We start from the raw sequence: 26,845 nt of genomic DNA on the forward strand, positions 1-26,845 counted from the left end.
TTCTTTTGCCTGCCAGGACGCACCATGACCACACCTCTTTCAACGTACTCCCATCAAAACCTCACCGACACGCTGGTCACGCAAATGTCCACCGGCCCGGCGTTTCGTGAAGTCGCCGCCACATTGCTGCGTGAGCAACTGCAAGAGCTGTATCCGGACCTAGACCTCGACCCGAACGTGACCATGGTGGGTACCCCAATCTGGGGTATTGAAGAGGGTCATGTCGTACCCATCGACCGCCATTACAAAGCGCTCACCGATGTCCTCGCCGTCCAGGCGGTGCTGGCCGTGCCTGCGCTGTATATCGAAGGCGAGCACTTTCTGACCCAACTGCCGATCGTTGAACCGGCAGTGCATTTGCCGGTGCGGATCCTCGACATCGCCCGCCTGATCAATACGCTGGCACCCGTGATGTTGCGTGGTTATCAACAGGCTCAGACGGAGTACTGGAACGCGTCCGAGGCTGACAGCGGCCCGCGCTGGCACGCGCTGGCCGCGACGCTGCGCGATTTCTGGAACATAACGCAGGCGCCCGGCTTGAGCGACGACGATTGCCAGATGGCACGCGAGCTGTATCGCACGCCGGACTTCGCCCAGCGCGGCCTCAATGACTCCCAGGCCGTCAGGGCCTACGTGATTGATATCGACAAAGTCGACGACGCAGGCAAGGCCACTCATCTGGAAGATCACTTGATCAGCGTGTTGATCGGCCGGAGAAATGGCCAAGAGGTGATCCTCACCCATTCCCTGCTTGGCGGCTTCAAGAAATACACCAGCCAGGAAAACCTGGGCGAAGACCTGCCGCACCTGTTGAGTACCGCACTGGGGCGCATCAAAGTGCAGTGGCGCCTGATAGAACCCGATGGCGATTTTTTCGACTACCTGGCCTGCACCTTTATCAGCCTCCAGATCACTGCCATTGGGGGCATCGACTTTTCCGGCCTGCGTGAGCCGGGCGCCTCCCAGCAACGCCTGGCCCAACCGCCAGCGCCTGATGTCACGCCCAGTGAGTCCGACATGCAGCAGTATGTAAACGCCCTTCCCGACTGGTTGACCGAGGCGTCGGCCTCAGACCAGGACGCCTTCTCGCGCCACCTCAAAGACCTCGCGACCCTGCACAGTTTGAGTCGCGGCAAGACCTATCAAGAGGGTATAAGCCCCCTCCAGCAATACACCCTGGACCAGCTTAACGCCGAGATGCTCAAGGACCATCCCGAGGCCTCAACGCGGTGGCTGGGCAGCCTCGACATCGTCGTGCGCAGCCCAGTGTTCTGGGGCTTGTTCCCGGTGCCCGGGCAGATCGACACATCGATATTCAGCGTGACCGAACTGGCGCTGCAAAACCTCATCGCCCTGCCTATGGGGGTCAAGACACTGCGCCAGCGTAGTCGGGAAAAACTGCCTGACTGGTTGACCGTCGACTACCTGGAAAGCCTGATCAGCCGCGTGGACATCGGCAACACTTACCCGGCCCTGATCAAGGCAACACTGCTGGACGACCCGCTGGAGACCGCTCGCCGCCAGTTGCTCTACACCCAGCACTTGCGCATCCAACTGCCGATGCTGGCACTGCAATGCAAGATCCGTGGTGAGGGCGGGATCAATGAACTGGGTTATCGATACATCAACGCATTGATGCAGGCTGTCCCCGCCGACCGCCAGGTGGATGGCCAGATGATCGTCATTCGCCCGCTGGCCTTTGTGCCGACCCGACGGCTGGACACCACGCCGGATGTGGTCGCTAACATGTTCGTGATCGGCCCCCAGAACATGAGCGCCGGCCCTTGCTTGCTCTACCGGCCGCTGCTCGATAACCCACTGTCGCAATTCCCGTCGCCGAACAATTTGATCTACGCCTTGCAACAGTCGACGAGCCTGCGCGAATCGGTCTTGGCCTGGCTGCCCGATAACGCTCGGGATGACTACGCCCAGTTCGTGTTTCCCGGTGATCTACCTTCACCTTGGGTGGCGATCACGTTCGTGGTGGACCCGGTCAAGGGGTGGGCAATGAGCGGGCCGATAAAATTGAGCCAGAACACCATAGACGGCGATCTGTTCACCACGCTGTACAACGCCAACGCCAACGCACTGGTGAGCCTGGCCGACCGGCAATCGGTGTCCAACGCCGAAGCCCGCTGGGCGACGTTCAAGCACATCGGTTGGGCGCTCTTCAACGCAGTCCTGCCGTTTCTCGGGCGCACCGTGGGCACGGCGGTCTGGATCTGGCAGATCATGGACCAAGTGCAACACGTCGAAGACACCCTGTCCCACCCCGAGCAAGAGTCGCCCTGGGTTGCCCTCGCCGACCTGCTGCTGAATATTGGCATGGCCATCACCTTGCACTGCGTCACCCACCGCTCGCCAGGCATCGCATCGAGAAACAATGCGTTTGCGCCGGTGCGCCCTCGGCCACCCGCCCAGCTAAAACCGGAGATAGTCAGCAAACTCGCAACCATCAGCTCCGATAACCTGGGCCCACACGACCGCCCTCTGCATATCAGTGGCGCAGTCAACCGCACGCCGGTGCGATTGGCCACCGTGCTGGACAGTTTCAAAGTGACCAAACCCGGCACCCTCGACGAGATCAACGACGAGGCAGGGCCTCACCAGCATCTGTATCGCAGTGGTGCGCACTGGTATGCCCCGGTGGGCGAGCGCTGGTTCCAGGTACTGGTGGATGAAAACGATACCGTCTTGATCGTCGACCCCGCCCGTCCCGAGCGCACCGGTCCGCCGTTGGTCCACAACAGCAAGGGCCAGTGGTTTGTCGATACGCGTCTGCGCCTGCGAGGGGGTGGCCCCAAGGTCATCAACAGAAGGGCGCTAGCGCTCGCCAAAAAAAGGGCCAGCGAACTGCGCAACGAACTGGATGAATTTGAGCGTCGCAAAGCCACTGCACAAGAGGGATTGGAACGTGCTCGCCGTGAATACGACGAAGCCCCTGCACAATCGATCGAGACCTTGCGCAAAGCCTACATCCAGGCCCTGGAGAACCAGCGCACGGACTACGAGTCGGCACTTCAAAAACTCAAAGAGCTAAACGTTCTTGACCCCAGGGCCACCTACGCGCCAAATGCCCTCAATTACATTAAGGCGCAGACCAAACTGACCCAAGAGGCAATACGAGACATTACCTCCCGCTTCACCCCCAAGTGGAGAACCGTGCAGGAACTACTGCAAAGCCAGGCCGAATTACCGCAAACGCGTGATATTGAAGTGTTTCGTGAGACGCACACGCTGACCAACGAGTTGCTTGCCCAGATCCAATATATGGATGGCCGGTTCATGGAGCTCAAACGTTTGGGTAAAGTCGGTTCGTTGCACTTGGTGGATCAGCGGGCAAAGATGCCCGTCTACACCTCCAATAGCCTCAAGGCTTTTCGCGTAACACTCAGCCGCAACCTGTGCCTGCGTGCAGAGACCCTCGACACTGCTCAGGACGCCTGGGCGCAGATTGACCAAATCATCAACACGGCCGATATCGCAATCCAGTGCCTGCACGACACCCTGGCAGAGATAAGCGAACGGCGTCTGGATGAGCGGATTGATAGCCTGAGCAGCTTGATCGAGCAGTTTCAGATGCTGGATGAACGCTTGCAGGATTTCCACGTGGAGTTCTCCGAACAAGCCCTCACCAATCCGCTGCTTGAGTTACGCAGGGAGCTCACCGACTTCCAGCGGCTCGCCACCCGTAACCTCGGTGAGCTCAGTATGGAAAGAACGGCTGTCAGAAGCCGCCCCACTCCGCCTTCATCCCCGCTTCGCCCTCAAAAGAGGTTTATTTACACCCGTTTCAACGGCCTGTTGATTGGCGAGCCGCGCTTGTCGGATGTCGGTCTGGACACTGGCATTGTGGATATTCGCTCACCAACGACCAATCAAATCCTCGCGACCTACCATGAGAAAACTGAGGGTGTGTGGGTTTTACGCATAAAGACCCCGCCGCCCTCGGCTGAATCCATTGCCGTGGACGTACAAACCAGTATCGATCAGGGCCAGGCCTTGCTCGATGAATTGCCGGTGTTTCTCGCAAGGGCTCGCGCTCAAGCTCTGTTCTCAGACCGAGCGCCCTTCGGCATCGAATACCTGTATCACCAGCATGCTCTGAAACTGGAACACGCCAGCAATACAATCGAACACGCTCTGACGCAACAAAACATCACCGAAAGCTCTGGGCACTACGCCTCCGCCAGTAAGGTGAACGCGGCCCTCGATACCGCGCTGAAGGATCTCTACCAACAGAGCAATCAGCTGGTACAGCGCAGGCTCAAACTGCATCCGCCGACTGTGACCGGCGTCCAATGGCTGGAACGGCACAAGGCAATCACCATCAAAAAAGAAACCGTGAAACGCCGCATGATCCCAGGCAACCCGAAAGACTTCCTGGATGAGTACAGCATCACTGACCGCTCCAACGGGACAGTGCTGTGGTACGCACACTTTCACTACAGCGCCGACTGGACATCGGACAACGCTTATCAGTCTGCCCGCTTGGTAACCCCGACAGAGCAACGTGCGGGTAACACCAGCTTTATGCCGCCAAACTTGACCCGGGCGGAAACGGTGGCGTTCTATCGCAGTGAGATCAGTGTGGCGCAGGCCCACATGCTGTTTTTCCAGAAATCGACGCCCAAATCCGTCAGTTGATCAATACCAGGGGACGGCATGCAACTTGCTGCCCCTCAGGCACACTCTGGCACCGGCTTCCCATGCTGCATTCACACCTGACCACCCTCAATGCGGTGTCCCTGGTCCTGGCCACGTTCCAGGACCAGGGCACGGCAAGCGATGTATTACTGGCCGGCAGCGGTATCGGAACCGCCGATCTGCGCCACGCAGACACGCGCATCACCACCTGCCAGGAAATGCGCGTATGCGCCAATGCCGTGGCCCTGCGGCAAGACATCGGCCTGGAACTGGGCCAGCGCATGCATGTGTCCGGCTACGGTTTGCTCGGCTATGCCCTACTCACCAGTGCCACCTTAGGTGACGCTTTGCGCCTGGCACTACGCTACCCGGCGCTGTTGGGAACACTCTTCGAGCTGAGCCTGGTAGACGATGGCGAACAGATCTGGCTGACCGCTGGCGACTATCGGGAGAACCCGGCATTGGCAGCGTTCAACGTGGAGTTCTGCCTGGTGTCGCTTAAGGTCATCTGCGATGACTTGCTGGGTCGCGCCTTGCCGTTGCGTGAGGCGCGCTTCGACTACCCAGCGCCGGATTACCACGCTCGTTATGCCGAGCGTTTCGGCTGCCCATTGCACTTTGCCGCCCAGGCCAACGGGTTTGCCTTCGACCAGGCATGGCTTAAGCAACCGCTGCCGCTGGCAGACGCCATCACCCACCGCGCCATGGCCGAGCGCTGCCGTAAACAGAACTCCGAATTCACCGGGCGCCAGGCCTGGCTCAACCGCGTGCGCCAATTGTTGGCCGATCAACTGCACGCCGCGCCCGGCCTTGATGGCTTGGCGGCACAGATGAACTGCTCGGCGCGTACCCTGCGGCGGCACTTGCAGGCCCTGGGATGCAGCTACCAGCAATTGCTCGACGAGCTGCGCTTTGAGCAAGCCAAGCAATGGCTGGCGCAAGATCAGATGCCGATCCATCAGATTGCCGAGCAACTGGGCTTTAGCGAAACCGCGAGCTTTCGCCATGCGTTTGTGCGCTGGAGTGGTGTAGCGCCCAGCCTGATGCGCCATTAATGGGCGAATTATGGTCAGCGTTTTTGGCCACATTTATCCCCTTCTGGCCGCTCCTGCCGTTCTCATGATTGCTGCGTGACGCAACACTGCAAGGCACAACAACGAGCCTGCGGGGAGTACCCATGCTGACGATCTACTCCGACGACCACCACCTGCACCACGGACGCTGCGAACTGATGGACGGGCAACTGATGCCCTGTTTCGAAATGCCCTCGCGCGCCGACCACGTGCTGCATCGGGTCAAGGACCGCGAGCTGGGCCCGGTACTGGCGCCGCAGGACTTTGGCCTGGCGCCCCTGCAACGCATACACAGCCGCGACTACCTGGATTTTTTCAAAGGTGCCTGGGCACGCTGGAGCGAATTTGGCCAGGACGGCGACCTGCTGCCCTACACCTGGCCCGCCCGCACCCTGCGCCGGGTGTTGCCCACCAGCCTGCATGGGCAACTGGGGTATTACAGCTTCGACGGTGGCGCCCCCATCACCGTCGGCACCTGGCAAGCGGCCTATAGCGCGGCCCAGGTCGCGTTGACCGCGCAACAGGCGATCCAGCAAGGCGCCCACAGCGCCTTCGCCCTTTGCCGACCACCGGGGCACCACGCCGCCAGTGACTTGATGGGGGGTTATTGCTACCTGAACAATGCCGCGATTGCCGCCCAGGCATTTCTCGACCAGGGCCGGCAGAAGGTCGCGATCCTGGATGTGGATTACCACCACGGCAACGGTACCCAGTCGATTTTCTATGAGCGCAGCGATGTGCTCTTTACCTCGATCCATGGCCACCCCGAGGCGGAGTTTCCGTTTTTCCTGGGGTATGCCGATGAGCGGGGAGAGGGTGCCGGTGAAGGCTTCAACTTCAACTACCCGTTGCCGGCCGGCTCGGGCTGGGACATCTGGAGCGCGGCACTGGACGCGGCCTGCGATGAGATCGAGGACTACAGCGCCGACATCATCGTGGTATCCCTGGGCGTCGACACGTTCAAGCACGACCCCATCTCCCAATTCAAGCTCGACAGCCCGGACTACCTGGCCATGGGCCGCCGCATCGCACGCCTGGGCAAGCCCACGCTGTTCGTGATGGAAGGTGGCTACGCGGTGGCAGAAATCGGCATCAACGCCGTCAACGTCCTCGAAGGTTTCGAACAACAAGGAGCTACCCGATGAAGATGCTCACCTCCCTGGCCCTGTGCATCGCCGTGTTGAGCGGCACGGTGCATGGCGAAGAAAAAACCCTCAAGGTCTACAACTGGTTCGACTACATCACCCCCAAGGCGCTGGAAGACTTCAAGGCGCAGAACACCAGCGTCAAGCTGGTGTATGACATCTTCGACACCAACGAAGCCCTGGAGGCCAAGCTGCTCACCGGCAACTCCGGCTATGACGTGGTGGTGCCGTCCAACGTGTTCCTGGCCAAGCAGATCGAGGCCGGCGTGTTCCAGCCCCTGGACCGCAGCCAATTGCCCAACTGGAACCACCTGGACCCCAAACTGATGAAGTTGATCGAGGCCAACGACCCCGGCAACAAGTTCGCCGTGCCCTACATGTACGGCACCATCCTGATCGGCTTCAACCCGGCCAAGGTCAAGGCCGCCCTGGGGGATAACGCGCCGGTGGACAGCTGGGACCTGATCTTCAAGCAAGAGAACATCAGCAAGCTCAAGCAGTGCGGCGTGGCCCTGCTGGACTCGCCGTCGGAGATCCTGCCCCTGGCCCTGCAACACCTGGGCCTGGACCCCAACAGCAACAACCCCAAGGACTATGAAAAAGCCGAGGCGCTGTTGCTGAAGATCCGCCCCTACATCACCTACTTCCATTCCTCCAAGTACATGGCCGATATTGCCAACGGCGACATCTGCGTGGCCGTGGGTTACTCGGGCAGCTTCTCCCAAGCCGCCAACCGTGCCAAGGAAGCCAAGAACGGCGTGACCGTGGACATGCGCCTGCCTAAAGAAGGCGCGCCGATCTGGTTCGACATGCTCGCCATCCCCAAAGGCGCTCAGAACCCGCAGGACGCCTACACCTTCATCAACTACCTGTTGCAGCCCCAGGTCATTGCGCCCATCAGTGATTTTGTCGGCTACCCCAACCCCAACAAGGACGCCACCCTGCAAGTCGACCCGGCGATCCGCAACAATCCCAACCTGTACCCCACCGACGCGGCCATGGCCACGCTCTATACCTTGAAGCCACTGGACAGCAAAGCCGAGCGCGCCAGAACGCGGGCCTGGACCAGGATCAAGTCCGGCACCTGATCGCAACGCCCGCTCCCGCCAGGGAGCGGGCCCCGGTACTTATCTACCGTCTACGCAGCACCCTCAGTGATTACTTTGCGGCTCCACAGCCCGAACGGGCTGGTGACCGACAAGGAGCTGAATGTGCCCAACGACGCCCCCAACCACAGCAATAACAACCGCCCCTCTACCAGCTATGGCCTGCTGACCCAGTTGACCACTGGCCCGACCACTCGAGAGGTCGCCAGCACCCTGCTGAAGACGGCGCTCAGCGAGCAATACCCTACGCTCAACCTCAACCCGGACCTGGCGATGCTCGTAACGCCACGCTGGCGAGCCAACAAGGAGGTGGTCGAGCCACTTGAACCACTGAGCGAATCCCTCACCAGCATCCTGGCCCGCCAGGCGCTGGGACGTGAACCGGTCACCTACCTGGAAGGCGAACACTTCCTGACCCTACAACCCAACACCACACCCTCCGTACACCTACCCGTACAGATCGACGCCATAGGCCGCCTGATCAACGAACTCGCCTTACTGCTGTACAGCGCGTTCCAGGAGCAACAACTGGATTACTGGAACGCGTCCTACAACAGCACCGGCATTCGCTGGCAAGTGTTTTCCAGTGCCTTGCGCAAAATATGGAATGTGACCCAGGTGCAAGGCTGGGATGAAGAAGACTGCGCCATGGCCCGCACGCTGTACCACTCCCCCGACCTGGCCATGCGGGCGGACAAGGACCCCTATCAGAGCCACGCCTACCTGATGGATGTAGACCTGCAAGGGCCCACCCACCAACAACACGTAGGCCTGTTGGATATGGCCATATTGGTGGGCACCCATCAGCAACGCACGATCATCCTCACCTACTCGCTGATCGCCGGATACGAGCGCTTCGACTCCATGGAGCAACTGTCGGACAGCCTGCTCTACAAGCTGAGCAACGTGCGCCCGGATGCCGAGGTGAAATGGCGGCTGTACGAGCCCCGCGGCAACTTCTTCGACAGCCAGGCGTGCGCCCTGATCGCCCTGCAAATCGACGCCATCGGCACGCTGGACAAGGACGCCGCCGACAACCGGGCCGAACTGTCTCGACATCGCCCGGCTGTCGCCCGGATCATGCCCAGCATCGAAGACCTGAGCGACCACCGGTTGTCGAATATCCGGGAGATCCACCAACGCTTGCCTGCCTGGATGATCGCGGCCTCGGACCTGGATATGGCCGCCTACAGCCGCCTCATGATCGACCTGGCCCAATTGCATACCCATTATCGCGGGCGCACCTTCAACGACGACATTGCACCGATCCGCGATTACGCTCGTGAGCAACTGCAAGACCGGATCAAGACGCATCCTAAGGGCGCGATGCTGAATGTGGACAAGATCCAGATCGTGATTCAGAGCCCGGTGATCTGGGGCACCTTCGTGGTCCCAGGGGGTGAGGAAATCACTCGCCGCAGCCTGATTGACCTGGCCCTGGACAACCTCACAGGCCTACCCACCGGCGTATCGAGTGTGATCTACAACGGTAACGACGCTCCCGACTGGCTGACTTTTGACTACTTGAAGGGAGTGATCGAAAGCCTGGATATCGGGGCAAACTACCCAGCCCTGATCCGCCAGAAGTTGCTGGATGCCCCCCTGGAGTCCAACCGCCGCCAGGCGCTGTACACCTCGCACCTGCGCCTGCAGCTACCCTTGTTGGCGCTGCAATTGAAAATGCAGCGGCGCAACGGGCTGGATGAGCGCGGTTTTTTGTATGTCGCTGCGGCAGTGCAGGCCGAAGCGTATGAGCGCCACGTCGACGGGCAACCCGCCGTGATCCGCCCCCTCGCCTTCTCCCCCGCCCTGCGGCCCGGCCACCGCGAGGACGTGGTTGCCAATATGTTCGTCATCGGCCCCCAGGACCACACCGCAGGCCCCTGCGTGCTCTATCGGCCCTTGCTGCAGCCGATGCTGCTGCAGTTTCCCTCTCGACAAAACCTGCTCTATGCCATCAAGCATGATTGTGCATTGCGTGAGTCCGTGCTGGCCTGGCTCCCCGAAGCAGAACGTTTCAATTATGGCCAGTACGTATTCCCCGGCACCCTGCCATCGCCATGGATCGCTGTGCGCGCACTGGTCGAGCCGGCGACCCTGGTGTACATGAGCGGGCCGATTGGCCTCGGTGACGAAGTCCTGCTCGGCGATCCACTGGCGACATTGTTCACCAGCAATGCCAACGCGCTGATCGAACTGGCGACCCGGCAATCGGTTTCCAACGCGCAAAAACGCTGGGCCACCCTTCGCCACGCAGGCTGGCAGATTTTTAACGGCGCCCTGCCATTCCTTGGACGCACTGTCGGTATCGCCGTGTGGATCTGGCAGATCATGGACGACCTCCAGGAAGCCGAGCAGTTGGTCGACACCCCCGAAGCCCATGCCCCCTGGACAGCACTGGTGGATATGTTCCTCAACCTGGGCATGGCCCTGGCCCTGCATGTCGCGTTGCGCCATCCCACTCGCGAAGTCATTCCCGAGTCCCTTGAGCCGCTGGCAGAACCCAAGCTCGAGCTCGACCTGGGTGAAATCACCAAAGAAGAACCCGCCCCAGCGATCGAACAGGTTTCGGTGACTCGTCAACCCGACGTTTCCGAACGCGAACTGCCCCCCTTGCACCAAGGCCCGCTGAACGCCAGTGGCGCCTTGCTGCGCACCCCCTCTAGCCTTGGCGCGACGCTGGACAGCTTTGCCACCCCCCAACCCGAAGGGTTGGGTGCGCCCAGTAAAACCGCCGGGGCACATATGCACCTCTATCCCCACGGCGATAAATGGTACGCACCCGTTGCACAGCGTTGGTTCGAAGTCACGCTGGACGCCAACGACAACGTGATGATCATTGATCCGCAAAAAAACACTCGTACCGGCCCCCTGCTGATTTGCAACCTGGCCGGGCAGTGGTTTGTCGACACGCGCCTGCGCCTGCGCGGCGGCGGGTTCAGAAACCGGCGGCGGGCCGCCCAGGAGCAGAAGCCCTCGCGGATCCAGACCCTGCGCAGAGAACTCAGCGCGTTCAACGCCGATGAAGATCGCGTTCAGGCTCAATTGTCCGCCGCACTGTTGGCGATAGGCACTGAGCCGGGCCCTTCCACCGACCTGCGCCGCGAAGCCTTTATCAGCCAGGTGAATGAACGCCTGGAGGCCTACGATGTGCCGATCCGCCAGCTTCGGAGCCTGGGCATCATCGACAGCGTGCCCAACTATCAGAGTGCGATGGTGGACTACCTGAACAAGCAGTTGATACTGACACGCACCGCCGTAGAGGAGCGCCTGGGACCGTTCCGCGACCTGCTGGAAACCACCGTGGAGGCATTGGAATCCAACCTGCCTGCCGACCCGCAGACCCAAGCCGCGTACGCGCAGACCATGTCGGACATGACCGTAGAGATGATTCGACGCATGCAGTACATCGAGACGCGCTTTCGGGAACTGGACGGCCTCGGGGCGGCGGGCGCCCGGGTCATCCAGAGCACCATGCGGGCGTTGCCGAACATTCGAGTCACCGACCTCAAGGCCCTGCAAATCACCATAGGCCGCTACTTGTGCAGCGCTATTACAGCGGGTGATGGGCAGGACGTTGCCCGTGGCCGGCTCAATGTCATCGTCGACGCCGTGGACCTCAGCGTGCAGAGCTTCATCGAGGTGCTCGACAAGATCAACGGTAGCCCGCTGGAGCAGCGCATTGAAGTCTTGAACAGCCTGGTCGAGCAGTTCACGCTCGGCGACCAGCGCCTGCTCGATCTGCATGCCGATTACCCGGAACACCTGCTGCGCGAGCCACTGGAAACCCTGCGCCAGTATATCGACGACTTCAATCAGCGGGCCATCCAAGACCTGGTAAAACTGCTGCGCGAAAGAAGGTCCCAGGAACCCAAGCCCGGGCCATCCAAGCCGCCAACCACGCCACAGCGCAAAATCATCAAGACCCGCTTCCAGGGTGTCGTGGTGGGCGAACCCCGCGAATCCGACAGTAGCCTGGTGGACGTCAAGGCGCCGATGACCGGTAAGATCATCGCCACCTTCCACGAGAAAACGCCAGGGGTGTGGGTTGAACGCGTAGCCCCGGTAGTGCTCCCGTCAACGCCGAAAAAGGTCGACCTGGACACAAGCGTCAACGCCGGCCAGAGCCTGCTGGAGGAAGAGGCGGCGACGACCCGGCGCATCCTTGGGCACTCCCGCAAAGCCGGACGGCTGCCGGTGGAGATTGAAGAAATGTTCAGCCAATACGCCACGCGCCTGGCACACGCCGCCAGCGAAGTAGAAACGGCACTGACCCAACTCAACCTGACCGGAATCGACCGCCCCCTTGTCGCCACCCTCAGCAAAAACCTCGCCGACGCCTCCACACGGCTGTTTGAACTGGGCAAAAACACCCGCATCAGCATGATCAAGCAGCAACCCCCTACCGCTACACGCCTGGAGTGGCTGCACAACGACGGGCAGGTGGCCATCAAACAAGTCGGCGCCCGTCGCCGCCTCAAGGGCCCGGGCAAGGACTACCTCGACGAATACGAAATACGCGATGCCCAGGACAATACAGTGCTGTGGTACGCACACTTTCATTACCCTTCGCCCCAGGCGGCTGTTGAAGCGTTCAGCGCCGCACACCTCAAGACCCGGGACCAACAGAAACTCGGCGGCGCCTTTGAGCGCAAGGGGGCCAGTGACCGTGACCAGATTGCGATTTATCGCAGTGAGATCAGCCCGGCATTGGCCAGGTCACTGTTTTTCCGAGGTTGAAGCCTGCCACGCCACCGTCAGACGCGCCAACGCCTGGGCGATGGCTGGCTCGGGCACGGCGGCAAACCCCAACACCAGGCCTGCGCGCTGGTCCACGGGGGTTGTGGATTGCGCCAGCCAGTAAGTGCTCAAGCCGTTGACTTCGACCTCTGCGGCCCTGGCCTGCTCAAGCAATTGCTGCTCGCGCGCCAGGCTGTCCACCCGCACCGTCAGGTGCAGCCCGGCCGCGACACCCGGTAACTGACCGACACCCGCCAGGCCGCTCGGCCAACCGGCGAGCAAGGCGTTGCGTCGGCTCAAGGCCGCACGCCGCATGCGCCGGATATGCCGCTGGAAATGCCCGGCGGCCATGAATTCGGCCATCACTGCCTGGGTACTCACCTCTGAGTGACGCATATCCACCGCACGGCGGCGGGAGAAGGCATCCACCAGCCCCGGCGGCAATACCAGATAGCCCAGGCGCAACGCGGGGAACGCGACTTTGCCGAAGGTGCCGACATAAAGCACGCGGCCGCTGCGATCCAGGGCCGCCAAGGGTGACAGGGGCGCACCGCTGTAGCGGTACTCACCGTCGTAGTCGTCTTCGATGATCCAGCCACCCGCGCGCTCGGCCCAGGCCAGCAACTCCAGGCGTCGCGCCAGGCTCATGACCACGCCCAGCGGGTATTGGTGGGACGGCGTGACATACGCCACACGGCAGTCATCCAGGCTATTGAGTACCTGGCAGTCGATCCCCTCAGCGTCGACCTGCACGCCGTGCAAGCGCCCGCCCGCCAGCGCGAACGCATGGCCTGCGGCGCGGTAACCAGGGTTTTCCACCGCAACCCCGTCGCCGGGCTCCACCAGCAACTGTGCACAAAGGCTAATCGCCTGCTGCGCACCACTGGTGATCACAATTTGTTCAGCACTGCACTGCATACCCCGGGAGCTGAGCAGGTAAGCGGCGATCAAACCACGCAGGCGTGCATCACCCGCCGGGTCGCCGTAGCACAGTTGCTCCAGGTCCGGTTTGCGCCAGAAAGCCCCATTCAGCTTGGCCCATACGTCAAACGGAAACAGATCGAACGCCGGTACACCCACGCGAAAAGCCCGTGGCGGACCCACCGGTGGTTGCGGCAAATGGTTGTTTTCCACGCGCCCCAATGCAGCTCTGTGGATAACTTCCGTGGAGGAATTGACCGGCAGATCCAGCCAATTTGTGGATAAGGCTGGGGATAAGCCTGTGCGTAACCCTGTGGATACTTTTGTGGATAATTTTCCCGCGCCTGGCAGTTGCGCCACATAAGTGCCATCACCGACCCGGCTTTCGATAAACCCTTCGGCGTACAGCTGATCGTAGGCACGCACCACGCTGTTGCGCGAGATCGACAGCGCCGCCGCCAAATCACGACTGGCGGGCAAGCGCGTGCCACTGACCAGACGCCCGTCCAACACCCGTTGGCGCAGGGCTTCGTAGAGTTGGCGGGCCAGCCCCTGGCGACGATCCAGTTCGATACCGGCGGGATTGAACGACATTGGCGGCATATTGGACCTATGAAATTGGCCTTAGATGGCTCTTACAACGAACCATTAGCCTGCCTAGGATGGGCGCATTCGCCAAGGAAATTTTCCATGTACACACCCCGCGCCTTTGCCCTCGACGATTTGCCCGAACTGCATCAGTTGATCCAGCACACACGCCTGGCGCAGTTGGTGACGTTTGGCGAACAAGGCCTGCTGGCCAGCCATTTACCGCTGCTGCTCAACCCCGATGAAGGCCCGAACGGCACGCTCTACGGGCACTTGGCCAAGGCCAATCCACAGTGGCGGGACTTGCAGAACGGCCGCGAAGCTTTGCTGATCTTTGCCGGCGCCGAGGCCTATGTCAGCCCGGCGTTTTACCCGTCCAAGGCTGAGCACGGCAAAGTCGTGCCCACCTGGAACTACATCGCCGTGCACGCCTACGGTACTGCCGACGTGTTCAGCGATGCCGAGCGGCTGCTTGGGGTGGTCAGTGCGCTGACCGATCGCCATGAAACCGGTCGCACCCAGCCGTGGAAAGTCAGCGATGCCCCGGCCGACTACATTGACGGCATGCTCAAGGCTATCGTCGGCTTCGCCCTGCCCATCGAGCGCCTGATCGGCAAGCGCAAACTCAGCCAGAACCGCAGCCCGGCCGACGTCGCCGGGGTCCGCGAAGGCCTGGCTGCCAGCACCGATGTGCGCGACCAGAGCCTCGCCCGCTATATTCCCCAAGGAGTTGCAGAATGAGTTCGATCGAGATCCGCCAGGTGACCGCCGCCGACCACACCGCCTGGCTGCCGCTGTGGCAGACGTACCTGAAGTTCTACAACACCGAACTGCCGGACGCCGTCAGCCAAAGTACCTGGCAACGCCTGATCGACCCAAGCGAGCCGACCCATTCGGCGCTGGCCTGGCAGGATGGCAAGGCGGTGGGCATGGTCAATTTCATCTACCACCGTTCCAACTGGAGCATCGAGAATGCCTGCTACCTGCAAGACCTGCTGGTGGACCCGGCCCAACGCGGCACCGGTGTCGGCCGCAAGCTGATCGAATTCGTCTACACCACCGCCAGGGCCGATGGCTGTTGCAAGGTGCACTGGCTGACTCACGAGACCAACGCCACGGCGATCCAGTTGTACGAACGCATCGCCGAACGCCCCGGTTTCATCCAATTTCGCAAAGGTCTTTAAGGAGCGCAGCATGTCCACTTCCCTCGCCGACTGGAAAGGCGCACCCGCCCCCACCGTGCAACTGCTTGAAGGGCGCTTTATCCGCCTGGAAAAACTCGACCCGGCGCGCCATGCCGAGCAGTTGTGGCAAGCCCTCGAAGGCCCCGGCGCCGATCCCAAGCTGTGGGACTACCTGCCTTACGGCCCTTTCCCGGAGCGCAGCGCGTTCAACGACTGGCTCAACAACCACGCGACCCACAGCGACCCGTACTTTTTCAGCGTGGTCGACCGCGCGACCGGCCAGGTGCAAGGCATTCTCAGCCTGATGTCCATCGTGCCGGCCCAGGGCCGCATCGAGATCGGCCACGTCACCTTTGGCGCGCCGATGCAGCGCTCGCCAAAAAGCACCGAGGCGGTGTATTTGCTGGCCAAATATGCGTTCGAGCAGGGTTATCGTCGCTTGGAGTGGAAGTGCAACAACGGCAATGCCCGCTCCAAATATGCGGCTGAGCGCTTGGGCTTCAGCTTTGAGGGGGTGTTCCGCCAGCATATGGTGGTCAAGGGGCAGAACCGGGATACGGCGTGGTATTCGATCATTGACTCGCAATGGCCGCAGATCGGGGCGGGGTTCGAGCAGTGGTTGTCGGAAGAAAACCAGTCAGGCTCGGGCCAACTGAAGTCCCTGGCTGAATGCCGAAGCCCAGGCAGCGCATAACCCCTGTGGGAGGATCTATGGTTGAGGGGCAGCATATCCGCCAGCAGTGCCACCGCCTTCGCAGCCTCGCTAAAGCTCGACAGCTCCCACAAGGGATTGGCAGTGCCTGGGCGATCTCCAGCCAAACACTGACAGCCCGGCAACCCCAATCAACTGTGGGAGCGGGCTTGCCCGCGAAAGCGGTGGTTCAGGCAACCTCTCTGCCAGCAGTACCGCCGCCTTCGCAGCCTCGCTAAAGCTCGACAACTCCCACAAGGGATTGGCAGTGCCTGGGCAATCTCCAGCCAAACACTGACCGCCCAGCAACCCCAATCAACTGTGGGAGCGGGCTTGCCCGCGAAAGCGGTGGTTCAGGCAACCTCTCTGCCAGCAGTTCCACCGCCTTCGCAGCCTCGCTAAAGCTCGACAACTCCCACAAGGGATTGGCAGTGCCTGGGCAATCTCCAGCCCAAACAATCTGAAGCGGGGGCGGGCTTGCCCGCGAAAGCGGTGGTTAAGGCAACCTCTATGCCAGCAGCACCGCCGCCTTCGCAGCCTCGCTAAAGCTCGGCAGCTCCCACAGGGAACTGGCAGTGCCTGGGCGATCTCCAGTCGAACGCTGACCGCCCAGCAACCCCAATCAACTGTGGGAGCGGGCTTGCCCGCGAAAGCGGTGGTTAAGGCAACCTCTATGCCAGCAGTGCCGCCGCCTTCGCAGCCTCGCTAAAGCTCGGCAGCTCCCACAGGAGATTGGCAATGCCTGGGCGATCTCCAGCCGAGCGCCTACTGCCCATCAACATCGCTCCCACACAAGCCTGCTCCCACCTGTTGACGTGTGTGGGTTCTATTACCCCAGCTTCTGCGCCAACACCGCGATATGCTCCGGCCCAATCCCGCAGCAACCACCCAGGTGGCTGGCACCGCGGGCCTGCCAATCGGCCGCCCAGTGCAAGTAACCCGGTGGATCAAGGTCTTCGCGCAGCGGGTCCAGGCCATCGTTGGCCGTGGCTTCTTTCGGCTGCGGAGGAAAGGCGTTGGCGTAGGCCCCCACCTGAATCTGCACGCCCAGGCGTGCGAAAGTCTGGCGAGCGGCGTCGATGGCGTCGCCAATCACTTCCGGCTGGCTGCAGTTGAACAGCAGCACCTCAACCCCCAACTGCGCAGCGGCCTCTGCCGCTTGCGCCACCGGCTCGCCGGAGCGCAGGCGCGGCACGTCGTCGGTGTCTTCATCCTTCAAGGTAAACGACAGCCAGAACGGTTTGCCGTCCTTTGGCAGCCCGGCCCGGATGGCGCGTGCTTCGGCGATCGAGCTTTGGGTTTCCGCCAGCCACAGGTCGACAAAGGGCGCGAGGCCCTGCACCAGTGGCGTCAGCAATTCAGACACGCGCTGCGGTTCGAACAGGTCGGGACGATATGAACCAAACAGCGGCGGCAGCGAGCCGGCCACACGCACAGCCTTGCCGGATGCCTCCACGGCACGTCGTGCCAATTCACCCGCCAGCGCCGCCAGGGCCTGGCCCTCGGCGGCGAAGCGCGCCTCGCCGATATGGAACGGCACCACCGCGTAGCTGTTGCTGGTGATGACGTTGGCGCCGCTCTGGATATAAGCCGCATGCACCGCCTCAACCGCTTGTGGCGCCTCGCTCAAGGCCAAGGCTGACCACTCCGGCTGCCGGAACGGCGCGCCACGGCGTTGCAGTTCACGGCCCATGCCGCCATCGAGTATTACTGTTGTTGTGGCCATATGCTTTTTACTCATAAGCTTATGAAAATAACTCACTATGAGAGTCGTTCTTATAACTATTTAATACGTTCAATTCCGCTCATAACAACTCTTTTTTACTCAGGTGTCCTCCGTGAAACTAAAACCGCTGCTGGCCTTGGGCCTGACGATTCTGGCTGCTTCCACTCAAGCCTTCGGCGGCGTCACGCTGGATCGGGTCGAGAAAAACAAAGAACTGGTCGGCGTGCTGATGGAAAGCTACCCGCCGTTCTCGTTTCTGAACGAGCAAAACCAGCTCGATGGCTTCGACGTCGACGTCGCCAAAGCCGTGGCACAAAAGCTCGGCGTGAAGCTGCGCCTGGAAACTCCGTCCTGGGACGTGATCGCCGCCGGCCGCTGGAGTGGGCGCTACGACATCTGCATCTGCTCCATGACCCCGAGCAAGGCCCGCGCTGAAGTGTTCGACTTCCCGGTGGAGTACTACGCGTCGCCAGCGGTGATCGTGGTCAACGCCACGGATAATCGCATCCACAGCGCCAAGGACTTGAGCGGCAAGAAAGTCGGCCTCACCAGCGCCTCCAGCTACGAGAGCTACCTGAACAAGAACCTGGTGATCGAAGGTGCCGAGGATACCCAGTTGCAGTACCCGTTCGACAACGTCGAAATCGCCCCCTACGACACCGACAACGTGGCCTTCCAGGACCTCGGCCTGGGTGCCGGCAAGCGCCTGGATGCGATCCTCACCAACCTGGTCACCGCCCAGCCGCGCCTGACCGAAGACAAGCGCTTCAAGCTGGCCGGCGAGCCGCTGTATTCGGAGCCCAACTCGGTGGCCATCGAAAAAGGCGACCCGCAGTGGGACAGCAAGGTGCGTGAGGTCTTCGCCCAGTTGAAACAGGACGGCACCCTGAGCAAGCTCTCGCAAAAATGGATCGGCGCCGATATCAGCCAATGACAGCGTTCCCGACACCTCCCAAGCCACCGGTGAGTGCATCGCGGGTGCAGCGGCTGTTTGGCTTTCGCACGCGGCTGTACCTGACCTGGGCTGCGCTGCTGTGCCTGTTTGCCAGCTTCTTCCTGAGCTTTGACCTGAAGTTCTCGATCATCCTCGACAAGCTGCCCAACCTTGTCGGTGTGCACCTGGCGCCCAACGGCTTCCTGCAAGGTGCGGCGTTGACGCTGTTTTTATGCCTGTGCTCGATCGCAATTTCGTCGGTGCTGGGCTTTGTCACCGCACTGGGGCGCTTGTCGAAAAGCGCCGTGGCCTTCGGTATCGCGAGCTTCTACGCCTCGTTTTTTCGCGGCACGCCGCTGCTGATCCAGATCCTGCTGATCTACCTCGGCCTGCCGCAGCTGGGTTTGGTGCCGGGCGCGATCGTCGCCGGGATCATCGCGTTGTCGCTGAACTACGGCGCCTACCTGAGCGAAATTTTCCGCGCCGGCATCCTCGGCGTCGCCCACGGCCAGCGCGAAGCCGCCCTGGCCCTGGGCATGCGCGACAGTGCGATCTTCTGGCACGTGACCCTGCCCCAGGCCATGCGCACCATCATCCCGCCGGCGACCAACCAGTTCATCTCGATGCTCAAGGACTCGTCGCTGATCTCGGTGATGGGCGTGTGGGAAGTGATGTTCCTGGCGCAGTCCTATGGACGGTCGAGTTATCGCTATATCGAGATGCTGACCACCGCTGCGATTATCTACTGGGTGCTGTCGCTGGGCCTGGAACTGATCCAGGCACGGATGGAACGGCATTACGGCAAGGGGTATGTGCGCCGTAGCTGATGCTCAGCTGTAGTGACGGCGCAGTTTGACCACGCCCATTTGCACACCGGGCAACTGCAATAAAATGCAGGTAAATGACGGCTGTGCGATTTTGTACGCAATAAAATGCAGACCCTACTTGAACGCGTGCCAATAGAGACAACTCCCGCAAACCGGCAGCCCTTGCCCTGACAGTTATCCCCCCGCCATCTCGCTAAATTCCCGGCCTCATCCACAAGAGGTCGGGAACTCATGCCCATAACCCCCCGCAGAATCGCATTTTTCATCAGCCTTGCGGTTGCCGCCAGCCTTCCCCATGCGCAAGCACGGGGCGACATCGAATACATGCCCTATTGGGTTCACCCTTACGACGCACTGGATGACGAATGGGCGTATGAACCGACAATCGAAGCCGCGCCCATCGACGGCTATTTCACCCGGCAAGCCACCACGTACAACGGCTTGCAGGTCGCGAAAGTGCTAGAGCCCGCAGTGGTTCGCCTGCTGGAATCCGGCCAACTGACCTCCGAGCAACTCAAGGCCTTGCAAACACTCAACGCCGAACTTGCGCAGCAACCGAATGGCTTTGGCGCGGCCCTCGAACAGTTGGCCGGTAGCCAGAATGCCAACCTGGCGGCTGCAACACAGAGCACCACCCAGCAGCTCGGCAGCCGCGTGCTCTCGGCCTTGCGCGAACTGCCCACCGACACCGACGGTCACTTCTGGGTCAAGAACCTCGGCAGTGAAGGCGGCCTCGACAGCCAGCGCGGCACCGCCGGCCTGAACACGGCCAACCAGGGTGTGCTCATGGGCGCAGACTGGGCAGTCGATCATGCTTGGCGAGTCGGGGTGCTGGGGGCCAAGTCCAGCAGTCGCTTCGACGCCCAACGCTTTACTGCCGACCTGGACAGCTGGCACCTGGGCGGCTACGCCGTGCGTCAGGACGGCCCATTGGCGTTGCGCCTGGGGGCGATCTACAGCAGCCATGCCGGGCAGAACCGTCGCGGCATTGAGATCCTCAGTTACAAGGAAACGCTCAAAGGCAAGTACGACGCCAGCAGCCAAAATGTGTTTGGTGAAGTGGGCTACCAACTGGGCACTGGCAGCTTGAGCATCGAGCCATTTGCCGGGCTTGGCTACCAGCGCTACAGCCGTGACAGTTTCAGGGAGCAAGGCGGGCCGGCGGCGTTGCATGTCGAGGCACAAACCCAGCAAAACCTGAGCAGCACCTTTGGCCTACGCCTGGCCAAGCAGATTCGGTTCGATAACCAGATGAGCCTCACACCCCACCTGAGTGCGGGCTGGAAACACCTCTACGGTGACGTTGATAGCCAGGTGCGCCAATCCTTTCGCCAGAGCGGCATTGAAGCTTTCACCATTCAGGGCTCCTCTCTGGATCGCAACAGCCTCAGCCTGCAAGCCGGGCTGGACCTGGCACTGTCGGAAAACCACACCGTCGGCCTGGCCTACGTCGGCGAAAACGGCACCCATAGCAGCAACCAGGGTTTGATGGGCCAGTGGCGCATGCGTTTCTAAGCAAATTTCAGGCGAAAAAAAAGGGGGGCACCTGCCCCCCCGAGGATTAAGCGGTCGTGTCGAAGGCTGGATCAGCCTTCGATTTCAATCAGGATTTCGCCAGGGTTGACCCGGTCGCCCTTGGCCACGTGAACGGCAGTCACCTTGCCGGCAATCGCTGCCTGCACTTCGGTTTCCATCTTCATCGCTTCGGTGATCAGCACGGCCTGGCCGGCCTTGACCACGTCGCCGGCCTTGACCAGTACGTCGACGATATTGCCCGGCATCGCGGTGCTGACATGGCCAGGCTCGGTGGCTTGCTTGCGCTTGCTGCTGCCGCCGCCGACAAACTCGTTGAGCGGTTCGAACACCACTTCTTCCGGCATGCCGTCGATGGACAGGTAGAAGTGCCGCTTGCCTTCGGCCTTCACGCCGACACCGGTGATGTCCACGCGGTAGCTCTCACCGTGGACGTCGATGACGAACTCGGTCGGCACCCCTTCGCCACCGGCACGCGCCACGCCGCCGGCTTCAGGGATTGGCAGCAACACTTCTGGAACCAGGGTACCGGCGTCGCGTTCTTCGAGGAACTTGCGGCCAATGTCCGGGAACATGGCGTAGGTCAGGACGTCTTCTTCAGACTTGGCCAACGCACCGATTTCGCCGCGCAGCTTGGTCATTTCCGGCTTGAGCAGGTCGGCCGGGCGTACGTCGATCACTTCTTCGCTGCCGATGGCCTGGCGCCGCAGTTGTTCGTTCACGGTGCCCGGCGCCTTGCCATAGCCGCCTTGCAGGTACAGCTTCACTTCGTTGGTGATGGTCTTGTAGCGCTCGCCGGCCAGCACGTTGAAGAACGCCTGGGTGCCGACGATCTGCGAGGTCGGCGTGACCAGCGGCGGGAAGCCGAGGTCTTCACGCACGCGCGGGATTTCGGCCAGCACTTCGCCCATGCGATTGAGGGCGCCCTGCTCTTTCAACTGGTTGGCGAGGTTGGAAATCATCCCGCCCGGCACTTGGTTGACCTGCACACGCGTGTCGACGGCGGTGAATTCGCTTTCGAACTGGTGATACTTCTTACGCACAGCGTAGAAGTACAGGCCGATCTCTTGCAGCAGTTCCAGGTCGAGGCCGGTGTCGAATTCGCTGCCTTTGAGGGCGGCGACCATCGACTCGGTGCCCGGGTGACTGGTGCCCCAGGCGAAGCTGGAGATGGCGGTGTCGATGTGATCGGCACCGTTTTCGATGGCCTTGAGTTGGCACATCGCGGCCAGACCCGCAGTGTCATGGGAGTGGATAAAGATCGGCAGGGTCTGCTCGGCTTTCAGCGCCTTGACCAGTTCGCCGGTGGCGTACGGGGTCAGCAGGCCAGCCATGTCCTTGATCGCGATGGAGTCGCAACCCATGGCTTCCAACTGCTTGGCCTGGGCCACGAATGCCTCGACGGTGTGCACCGGGCTGGTGGTGTAGGCGATGGTGCCCTGGGCGTGTTTGCCGGCGGCTTTCACGGCCTCGATGGCAACGCGCAGGTTACGCACGTCGTTCATCGCGTCGAAGATGCGGAACACGTCGATGCCATTCACGGCGGCCTTGGCGACGAAGGCTTTGACCACGTCGTCGCTGTAGTGACGGTAGCCCAGCAGGTTCTGGCCACGCAGCAGCATTTGCAGGCGCGTGTTGGGCAGTGCGGCGCGCAGTTTGCGCAGGCGCTCCCACGGGTCTTCCTTAAGGAAGCGCACGCATGCATCGAAGGTCGCGCCGCCCCAGACTTCCAGGGACCAGTAGCCGACTTTGTCGAGCTTGTCGCAGATCGGCAGCATGTCGTCGGTGCGCATGCGGGTGGCCAGCAACGATTGATGGGCGTCGCGCAGGATGGTGTCGGTTACGAATATTTTCTTAGTCATTGTTCTATTCCTCACAGGCCTGCGTGGGCGGCGATGGCGGCGGCGATGGCCAGGGCCAGCTCTTCGGGTTTGCGCTTGATCGAGTAGTTGGTCAGCTCAGGGTGGCTTTCAACGAAACTGGTGTTGAACTGGCCGCTGCGGAATTCCGGATTGCGCAGGATTTCCTGGTAGTAGGCGGCGGTGGTCTTCACGCCTTGCAGGCGCATGTCATCCAGGGCACGCAGGCCGCGGTCCATGGCTTCTTCCCAGGTCAACGCCCACACCACCAGTTTCAGGCACATGGAGTCGTAGAACGGCGGGATGGTGTAGCCGGTGTAGATCGCCGTGTCGGTGCGCACGCCGGGGCCGCCGGGGGCGTAGTAACGGGTGATCTTGCCAAAACTGGGCAGGAAGTTGTTTTTCGGGTCTTCGGCGTTGATCCGGAACTGCAACGCGAAACCACGGTGCTGGATGTCTTCCTGTTTCACCGACAGCGGCAGGCCCGAGGCGATGCGGATCTGCTCACGGACGATGTCGATCCCGGTGATTTCTTCGGTGATGGTGTGTTCCACCTGCACCCGGGTGTTCATCTCCATGAAGTACACCTCGCCCTCGGCGAGCAGGAACTCCACGGTGCCAGCGTTCTCGTAGCCCACGGCCTTGGCGGCACGCACCGACAGGTCGCCGATGTAGGCACGCTGTTCCGGAGTCAGCTGAGGGCTGGGGGCGATTTCGATGAGCTTCTGGTTACGACGCTGGATCGAGCAATCGCGCTCGAACAAATGCACCACGTTGCCAAAGCTGTCACCCAGGATCTGCGCCTCGATGTGCTTGGGATTGACGATGCATTTTTCCAGGAACACTTCCGCCGAACCGAACGCCTTGGTGGCTTCGGAAATCACGCGGGGGAAGGCTTGTTCGAGTTCTTCGCGGCTGTTGCAGCGACGGATACCGCGACCGCCACCACCGGAGGTGGCCTTGAGCATCACTGGGTAACCAATGCGGTCACCTTCGGTGAGTGCCTCAGCGATGTCGGCGACGTTGCCTTCGGTGCCGGGAGTGACCGGCACACCGGCCTTGATCATGCTGCGGCGCGCTTCAGTCTTGTCGCCCATGCGGCGGATCACTTCAGCGGCCGGGCCGATGAACTTGATTCCACGTTCGGCGCAGATGTCCGCCAGTTCGGCGTTTTCCGACAGGAAGCCGTAGCCGGGGTGCAGCGCGTCACAACCGGTTTCCACAGCCAGGTTCACCAGCTTGCGCGGGTTCAGGTAACCGGCCAGGGGCTCGGCACCGATGCTGTGGGCTTCATCAGCACGTTTGACGTGCAACGCGTGGCGGTCGGCGTCGGAGTAGACCGCGACCGAGCGAATGCCCATCTCGGCGCAGGCACGCACGATTCGTACGGCAATTTCACCACGGTTGGCGATCAGGATCTTTTTTATCACTTGGAAATTCCCTTGAGCCGATTGCTGCGTTCTTCGACCCGCTAGACCCGGGTCGACGCGTGACCAAATGTTTCATGACAGTCGCGAGACACACACTAAGCCCGTGGAGGGATTAACAAAAATCAATAATTATTGGGTCGTGCATAAGTAAAGACTTATAGTTGGCCGAACGGCCTCCCGCGAAAGGACTATAAAAATGCGTAAGTCATTGATGCGTATGACATTGCGTCAATTGCAGATCTTCAATGAGGTGTGCGATTTGCGCTCCTATAGCCGCGCTGCCGAGGAAATGTCCCTCACGCAACCGGCCGTCAGCCTGCAAATTCGTCAGTTGGAAGAGCTGATCGGCCAGCCGTTGTTTGACTACGTCGGCAAAAAACTCTACATGACCGAGGCCGCCGAAGCCTTGCAGCGCGCCAGCCGGGATATTTTCGGGCGCCTGGAAAACCTCGATATGCAGCTCTCGGACATGCAGGGTTCGCTGCAAGGCCAGTTGAAGCTGGCGATTGAGTCCAGCGCCAAATACTTCGTGCCGCACCTGTTTGCCGCGTTCAAGCGCCAGCATCCCGAAGTGCAACTGCACCTCACGGTGGTCAACCGCGCCCAGGTGATCCGCAGGCTGTCGGATAACCGGGACGATCTGGTGATCATGTCCATGGTGCCCCAGGACATGGGCCTGGAATTCCTGCCGTTCCTCAACAACCCGATTGTCGCCGTGGCGCGCCTCGACCATCCCTTGAGCCTGCAAGGTCCGCTGCGCCTGCAGGATCTGGAGCCGTACACGCTGCTGGTACGCGAGCAGGGTTCCGGCACGCGGATGGCTTGCGAGGAGTACTTCAAGGAGAAGCGCGTGCACTTCACCCAGACGGTGGAAGTGTCGTCCGCCGAGGCCCAGCGCGAATGTGTGAGCGCAGGTTTGGGCGTGGCCTTGCTGACGCGCCACGCGGTCAACCTGGAACTGGCCACCGGCGGGCTCAAGGAGCTGCCGGTGGAAGAACTGCCGCTGTACCGCAGCTGGTGCCTGGTGCAGGCCAAGGCCAAGCGCCTGTCACCCGTGGCCCACGCGTTCCTGGGCTTTATCCGCAGCGAACGGGTGCAGATCAGCGCGCTGGCTGAGCGTTTCGCTGGGCAGCTACGGGTACCTGCCAATGGAGTTCCGGGTAGTCACTGATGCTTTTGAGCAATTGGCGTTCTTCACAACGGTCTTCGATTGCACGACGGAACGCCATGCGGCGTTGGTCTTCCTGCTGACGGCGGGTTTTTACGGCGCTGTTGCTGTCTTCGTAGGGACGGGCCATTTCGAGTCTCCCAATGCGAGTACGGGAGTTCAGGATGGGCTCTGGCGGTTACGGTTTGGCGGCGGTGGGATGACAGGACGATGAATCTGCTGGAAATACAGGAGATCAAAATGTGGGAGCGGGCTTGCTCGCGAAGGCGGAGGATCAGTTAAAACATCTTTGACTGACACGCCGCCTTCGCGAGCAAGCCCGTTCCCACACAAGCCCAACCCCACATGGCTCCGCGTCCGACCTATCAGTCGTCGAGGGCTTTGACGGACTTGGGCGACAACCGCAGGCTGCGCAAGCTGCGCTTCACGCTCTTGAGGTGGTTGACCAGGCTCGGCCCGCGCGCCATGGCCACGCCCATCGCCAGCACGTCGATCACCACCAGGTGGGCAATCCGCGAGGTCAGCGGCGTATAGATCTCGGTGTCTTCGTGCACATCGATCGCCAGGTTGACCGTGGACAGCTCCGCCAATGGCGTCTGGCTCGGGCACAGGGTGATCAGGGTCGCGCCGCTTTCACGCACCAGGTTGGCGGTGATCAGCAGGTCTTTGGAACGGCCGGACTGGGAAATGCAGATCGCCACGTCGGTGGGCTTCAACGTCACCGCCGACATCGCCTGCATGTGCGGATCGCTGTAGGCCGCCGCCGTCAGCAGCAGTCGGAAGAATTTGTGCTGAGCGTCAGCCGCCACCGCGCCCGAAGCGCCGAAACCATAGAACTCGACACGCTGGGCCTGGGACATGGCCGTCACGGCTTTTTGCAGCTCGATCGGGTCGAGTTTCTCGCGCACTTCCATAAGGGTGTGCAGCGTGGTGTCGAAGATTTTCAGGCTGTAGTCGGCGACGGAATCGTCTTCGTGGATCGCAAACTGCCCGAAGCTCGCACCGGCGGCCAGGCTCTGGGCCAGCTTGAGTTTCAAGTCCTGGAAACCCGAGCAACCGATGGCGCGGCAGAAGCGCACGATGGTCGGCTCGCTGATGCCCACGCTGTGGGCGAGGTCGGCCATGGAACTGTGCATCACGGCCGCAGGATCAAGCAGCACGTGGTCGGCAACCTTGAGTTCCGATTTGCGTAACAGGTGGCGCGACTGGGCGATATGTTGCAACAGGTTCAAAGGGCAGGACTCTTGTTATTGGCAGGTGCCAGGGATGTAGC

At 61.3% G+C, this 26,845-nt stretch carries 18 protein-coding genes; 12 read left to right on the plus strand and 6 right to left on the minus strand.

Going from position 1 to position 26,845, the window contains the following annotated elements:
• Window positions 1-24: 24 nt before the first annotated feature.
• The 5 genes from PSH81_RS26965 (at window position 25) to PSH81_RS26985 (ending at window position 12,711) form a co-directional block, all read left to right on the plus strand.
• Window positions 25-4,647 (plus strand): dermonecrotic toxin domain-containing protein, encoded by a 4,623-nt coding sequence (locus tag PSH81_RS26965; RefSeq protein WP_305391760.1) that lies wholly within the window; start codon window positions 25-27, stop codon window positions 4,645-4,647.
• Window positions 4,648-4,709: 62 nt separating this feature from the next.
• Window positions 4,710-5,702, plus strand: coding sequence for an AraC family transcriptional regulator (locus PSH81_RS26970; RefSeq protein ID WP_226454710.1), 993 nt, complete (start codon window positions 4,710-4,712; stop codon window positions 5,700-5,702).
• Between the two features lie 122 nt (window positions 5,703-5,824).
• Window positions 5,825-6,865: a histone deacetylase family protein gene (locus tag PSH81_RS26975; protein WP_305391761.1), complete on the plus strand. Its 1,041-nt coding sequence runs from the start codon at window positions 5,825-5,827 to the stop codon at window positions 6,863-6,865.
• Window positions 6,862-7,953: a polyamine ABC transporter substrate-binding protein gene (locus tag PSH81_RS26980; RefSeq protein ID WP_226454712.1), complete on the plus strand. Its 1,092-nt coding sequence runs from the start codon at window positions 6,862-6,864 to the stop codon at window positions 7,951-7,953. The genes PSH81_RS26975 and PSH81_RS26980 overlap by 4 nt, the downstream gene beginning before the upstream one ends.
• Window positions 7,954-8,076: 123 nt before the next feature.
• A complete protein-coding gene (locus tag PSH81_RS26985) occupies window positions 8,077-12,711 on the plus strand; it encodes a dermonecrotic toxin domain-containing protein (protein WP_305391762.1) in 4,635 nt (1,544 codons plus the stop codon).
• On the opposite strand, the gene PSH81_RS26990 is transcribed toward PSH81_RS26985, so the two are convergent.
• Window positions 12,691-14,235: a PLP-dependent aminotransferase family protein gene (locus PSH81_RS26990; RefSeq protein WP_226454715.1), complete on the minus strand. Its 1,545-nt coding sequence runs from the start codon at window positions 14,233-14,235 to the stop codon at window positions 12,691-12,693. The genes PSH81_RS26985 and PSH81_RS26990 overlap by 21 nt on opposite strands.
• Window positions 14,236-14,322: 87 nt before the next feature.
• Here PSH81_RS26990 and PSH81_RS26995 point away from each other — a divergent pair, with 87 nt between their 5' ends.
• The 3 genes from PSH81_RS26995 to PSH81_RS27005 are packed head-to-tail and all read left to right on the plus strand — an operon-like array spanning window position 14,323 to window position 16,098.
• Window positions 14,323-14,961: an FMN-binding negative transcriptional regulator gene (locus PSH81_RS26995; protein ID WP_305391763.1), complete on the plus strand. Its 639-nt coding sequence runs from the start codon at window positions 14,323-14,325 to the stop codon at window positions 14,959-14,961.
• Window positions 14,958-15,404, plus strand: coding sequence for a GNAT family N-acetyltransferase (locus tag PSH81_RS27000; protein ID WP_226454717.1), 447 nt, complete (start codon window positions 14,958-14,960; stop codon window positions 15,402-15,404). The genes PSH81_RS26995 and PSH81_RS27000 overlap by 4 nt, the downstream gene beginning before the upstream one ends.
• Before the next feature lie 10 nt (window positions 15,405-15,414).
• A complete protein-coding gene (locus PSH81_RS27005) occupies window positions 15,415-16,098 on the plus strand; it encodes a GNAT family N-acetyltransferase (RefSeq protein ID WP_226454718.1) in 684 nt (227 codons plus the stop codon).
• 826 nt (window positions 16,099-16,924) lie between these two features.
• On the opposite strand, the gene PSH81_RS27010 is transcribed toward PSH81_RS27005, so the two are convergent.
• Window positions 16,925-17,821, minus strand: a complete 897-nt coding sequence (locus PSH81_RS27010; RefSeq protein ID WP_305391764.1) for a homocysteine S-methyltransferase family protein — start codon at window positions 17,819-17,821, stop codon at window positions 16,925-16,927.
• A 112-nt stretch (window positions 17,822-17,933) separates the two neighbouring features.
• Here PSH81_RS27010 and PSH81_RS27015 point away from each other — a divergent pair, with 112 nt between their 5' ends.
• From PSH81_RS27015 to PSH81_RS27025, 3 genes are all read left to right on the plus strand, one after another.
• Window positions 17,934-18,755: an ABC transporter substrate-binding protein gene (locus tag PSH81_RS27015; protein WP_192298071.1), complete on the plus strand. Its 822-nt coding sequence runs from the start codon at window positions 17,934-17,936 to the stop codon at window positions 18,753-18,755.
• The gene (locus tag PSH81_RS27020) at window positions 18,752-19,582 is read left to right on the plus strand and encodes an amino acid ABC transporter permease (RefSeq protein ID WP_305391765.1); all 831 of its coding nucleotides are present in this window, start codon (window positions 18,752-18,754) and stop codon (window positions 19,580-19,582) included. The genes PSH81_RS27015 and PSH81_RS27020 overlap by 4 nt, the downstream gene beginning before the upstream one ends.
• Window positions 19,583-19,813: 231 nt before the next feature.
• Window positions 19,814-21,097 carry an autotransporter domain-containing protein gene (locus PSH81_RS27025; protein WP_305391766.1) on the plus strand — a complete coding sequence of 428 codons (1,284 nt, stop codon included), beginning with the start codon at window positions 19,814-19,816 and terminating at the stop codon, window positions 21,095-21,097.
• A 71-nt stretch (window positions 21,098-21,168) separates the two neighbouring features.
• Here PSH81_RS27025 and oadA read toward each other — a convergent pair whose 3' ends face one another.
• Window positions 21,169-22,977: a sodium-extruding oxaloacetate decarboxylase subunit alpha gene (oadA, locus tag PSH81_RS27030; protein WP_192298075.1), complete on the minus strand. Its 1,809-nt coding sequence runs from the start codon at window positions 22,975-22,977 to the stop codon at window positions 21,169-21,171.
• An 11-nt stretch (window positions 22,978-22,988) separates the two neighbouring features.
• Window positions 22,989-24,404 (minus strand): acetyl-CoA carboxylase biotin carboxylase subunit, encoded by a 1,416-nt coding sequence (locus PSH81_RS27035; RefSeq protein WP_010565910.1) that lies wholly within the window; start codon window positions 24,402-24,404, stop codon window positions 22,989-22,991.
• A 196-nt stretch (window positions 24,405-24,600) separates the two neighbouring features.
• Here PSH81_RS27035 and PSH81_RS27040 point away from each other — a divergent pair, with 196 nt between their 5' ends.
• Window positions 24,601-25,575, plus strand: coding sequence for a LysR family transcriptional regulator (locus tag PSH81_RS27040; protein ID WP_226454722.1), 975 nt, complete (start codon window positions 24,601-24,603; stop codon window positions 25,573-25,575).
• Here the strand turns inward: PSH81_RS27040 and PSH81_RS27045 are convergent.
• Both PSH81_RS27045 and hexR read right to left on the minus strand, forming a co-directional pair.
• Window positions 25,505-25,702 (minus strand): PA3496 family putative envelope integrity protein, encoded by a 198-nt coding sequence (locus tag PSH81_RS27045; protein ID WP_192298077.1) that lies wholly within the window; start codon window positions 25,700-25,702, stop codon window positions 25,505-25,507. The two genes, PSH81_RS27040 and PSH81_RS27045, sit on opposite strands and share 71 nt — an antisense overlap.
• A 235-nt stretch (window positions 25,703-25,937) precedes the next feature.
• Window positions 25,938-26,804, minus strand: a complete 867-nt coding sequence (gene hexR / locus PSH81_RS27050; RefSeq protein WP_017739023.1) for a transcriptional regulator HexR — start codon at window positions 26,802-26,804, stop codon at window positions 25,938-25,940.
• Between the last annotated feature and the right edge of the window lie 41 nt (window positions 26,805-26,845).

This window comes from Pseudomonas sp. FP2335, from assembly GCF_030687535.1.
GTDB lineage: Bacteria > Pseudomonadota > Gammaproteobacteria > Pseudomonadales > Pseudomonadaceae > Aquipseudomonas.

Bases quoted from the DNA above. Each gene is read 5' to 3' on its own strand.
- PSH81_RS27025 (WP_305391766.1), top strand. From the start codon at position 19,814: ATGCCCATAACCCCCCGCAGAATCGCATTTTTCATCAGCCTTGCGGTT.
- PSH81_RS26975 (WP_305391761.1), top strand. From the start codon at position 5,825: ATGCTGACGATCTACTCCGACGACCACCACCTGCACCACGGACGCTGC.
- PSH81_RS26990 (WP_226454715.1), bottom strand. From the start codon at position 14,235: ATGCCGCCAATGTCGTTCAATCCCGCCGGTATCGAACTGGATCGTCGC.
- PSH81_RS26980 (WP_226454712.1), top strand. From the start codon at position 6,862: ATGAAGATGCTCACCTCCCTGGCCCTGTGCATCGCCGTGTTGAGCGGC.
- PSH81_RS27010 (WP_305391764.1), bottom strand. From the start codon at position 17,821: ATGGCCACAACAACAGTAATACTCGATGGCGGCATGGGCCGTGAACTG.
- PSH81_RS26995 (WP_305391763.1), top strand. From the start codon at position 14,323: ATGTACACACCCCGCGCCTTTGCCCTCGACGATTTGCCCGAACTGCAT.
- PSH81_RS27040 (WP_226454722.1), top strand. From the start codon at position 24,601: ATGCGTAAGTCATTGATGCGTATGACATTGCGTCAATTGCAGATCTTC.
- PSH81_RS26965 (WP_305391760.1), top strand. From the start codon at position 25: ATGACCACACCTCTTTCAACGTACTCCCATCAAAACCTCACCGACACG.
- PSH81_RS27020 (WP_305391765.1), top strand. From the start codon at position 18,752: ATGACAGCGTTCCCGACACCTCCCAAGCCACCGGTGAGTGCATCGCGG.
- oadA (WP_192298075.1), bottom strand. From the start codon at position 22,977: ATGACTAAGAAAATATTCGTAACCGACACCATCCTGCGCGACGCCCAT.
- PSH81_RS27000 (WP_226454717.1), top strand. From the start codon at position 14,958: ATGAGTTCGATCGAGATCCGCCAGGTGACCGCCGCCGACCACACCGCC.
- PSH81_RS27005 (WP_226454718.1), top strand. From the start codon at position 15,415: ATGTCCACTTCCCTCGCCGACTGGAAAGGCGCACCCGCCCCCACCGTG.
- PSH81_RS27045 (WP_192298077.1), bottom strand. From the start codon at position 25,702: ATGGCCCGTCCCTACGAAGACAGCAACAGCGCCGTAAAAACCCGCCGT.
- PSH81_RS26970 (WP_226454710.1), top strand. From the start codon at position 4,710: ATGCTGCATTCACACCTGACCACCCTCAATGCGGTGTCCCTGGTCCTG.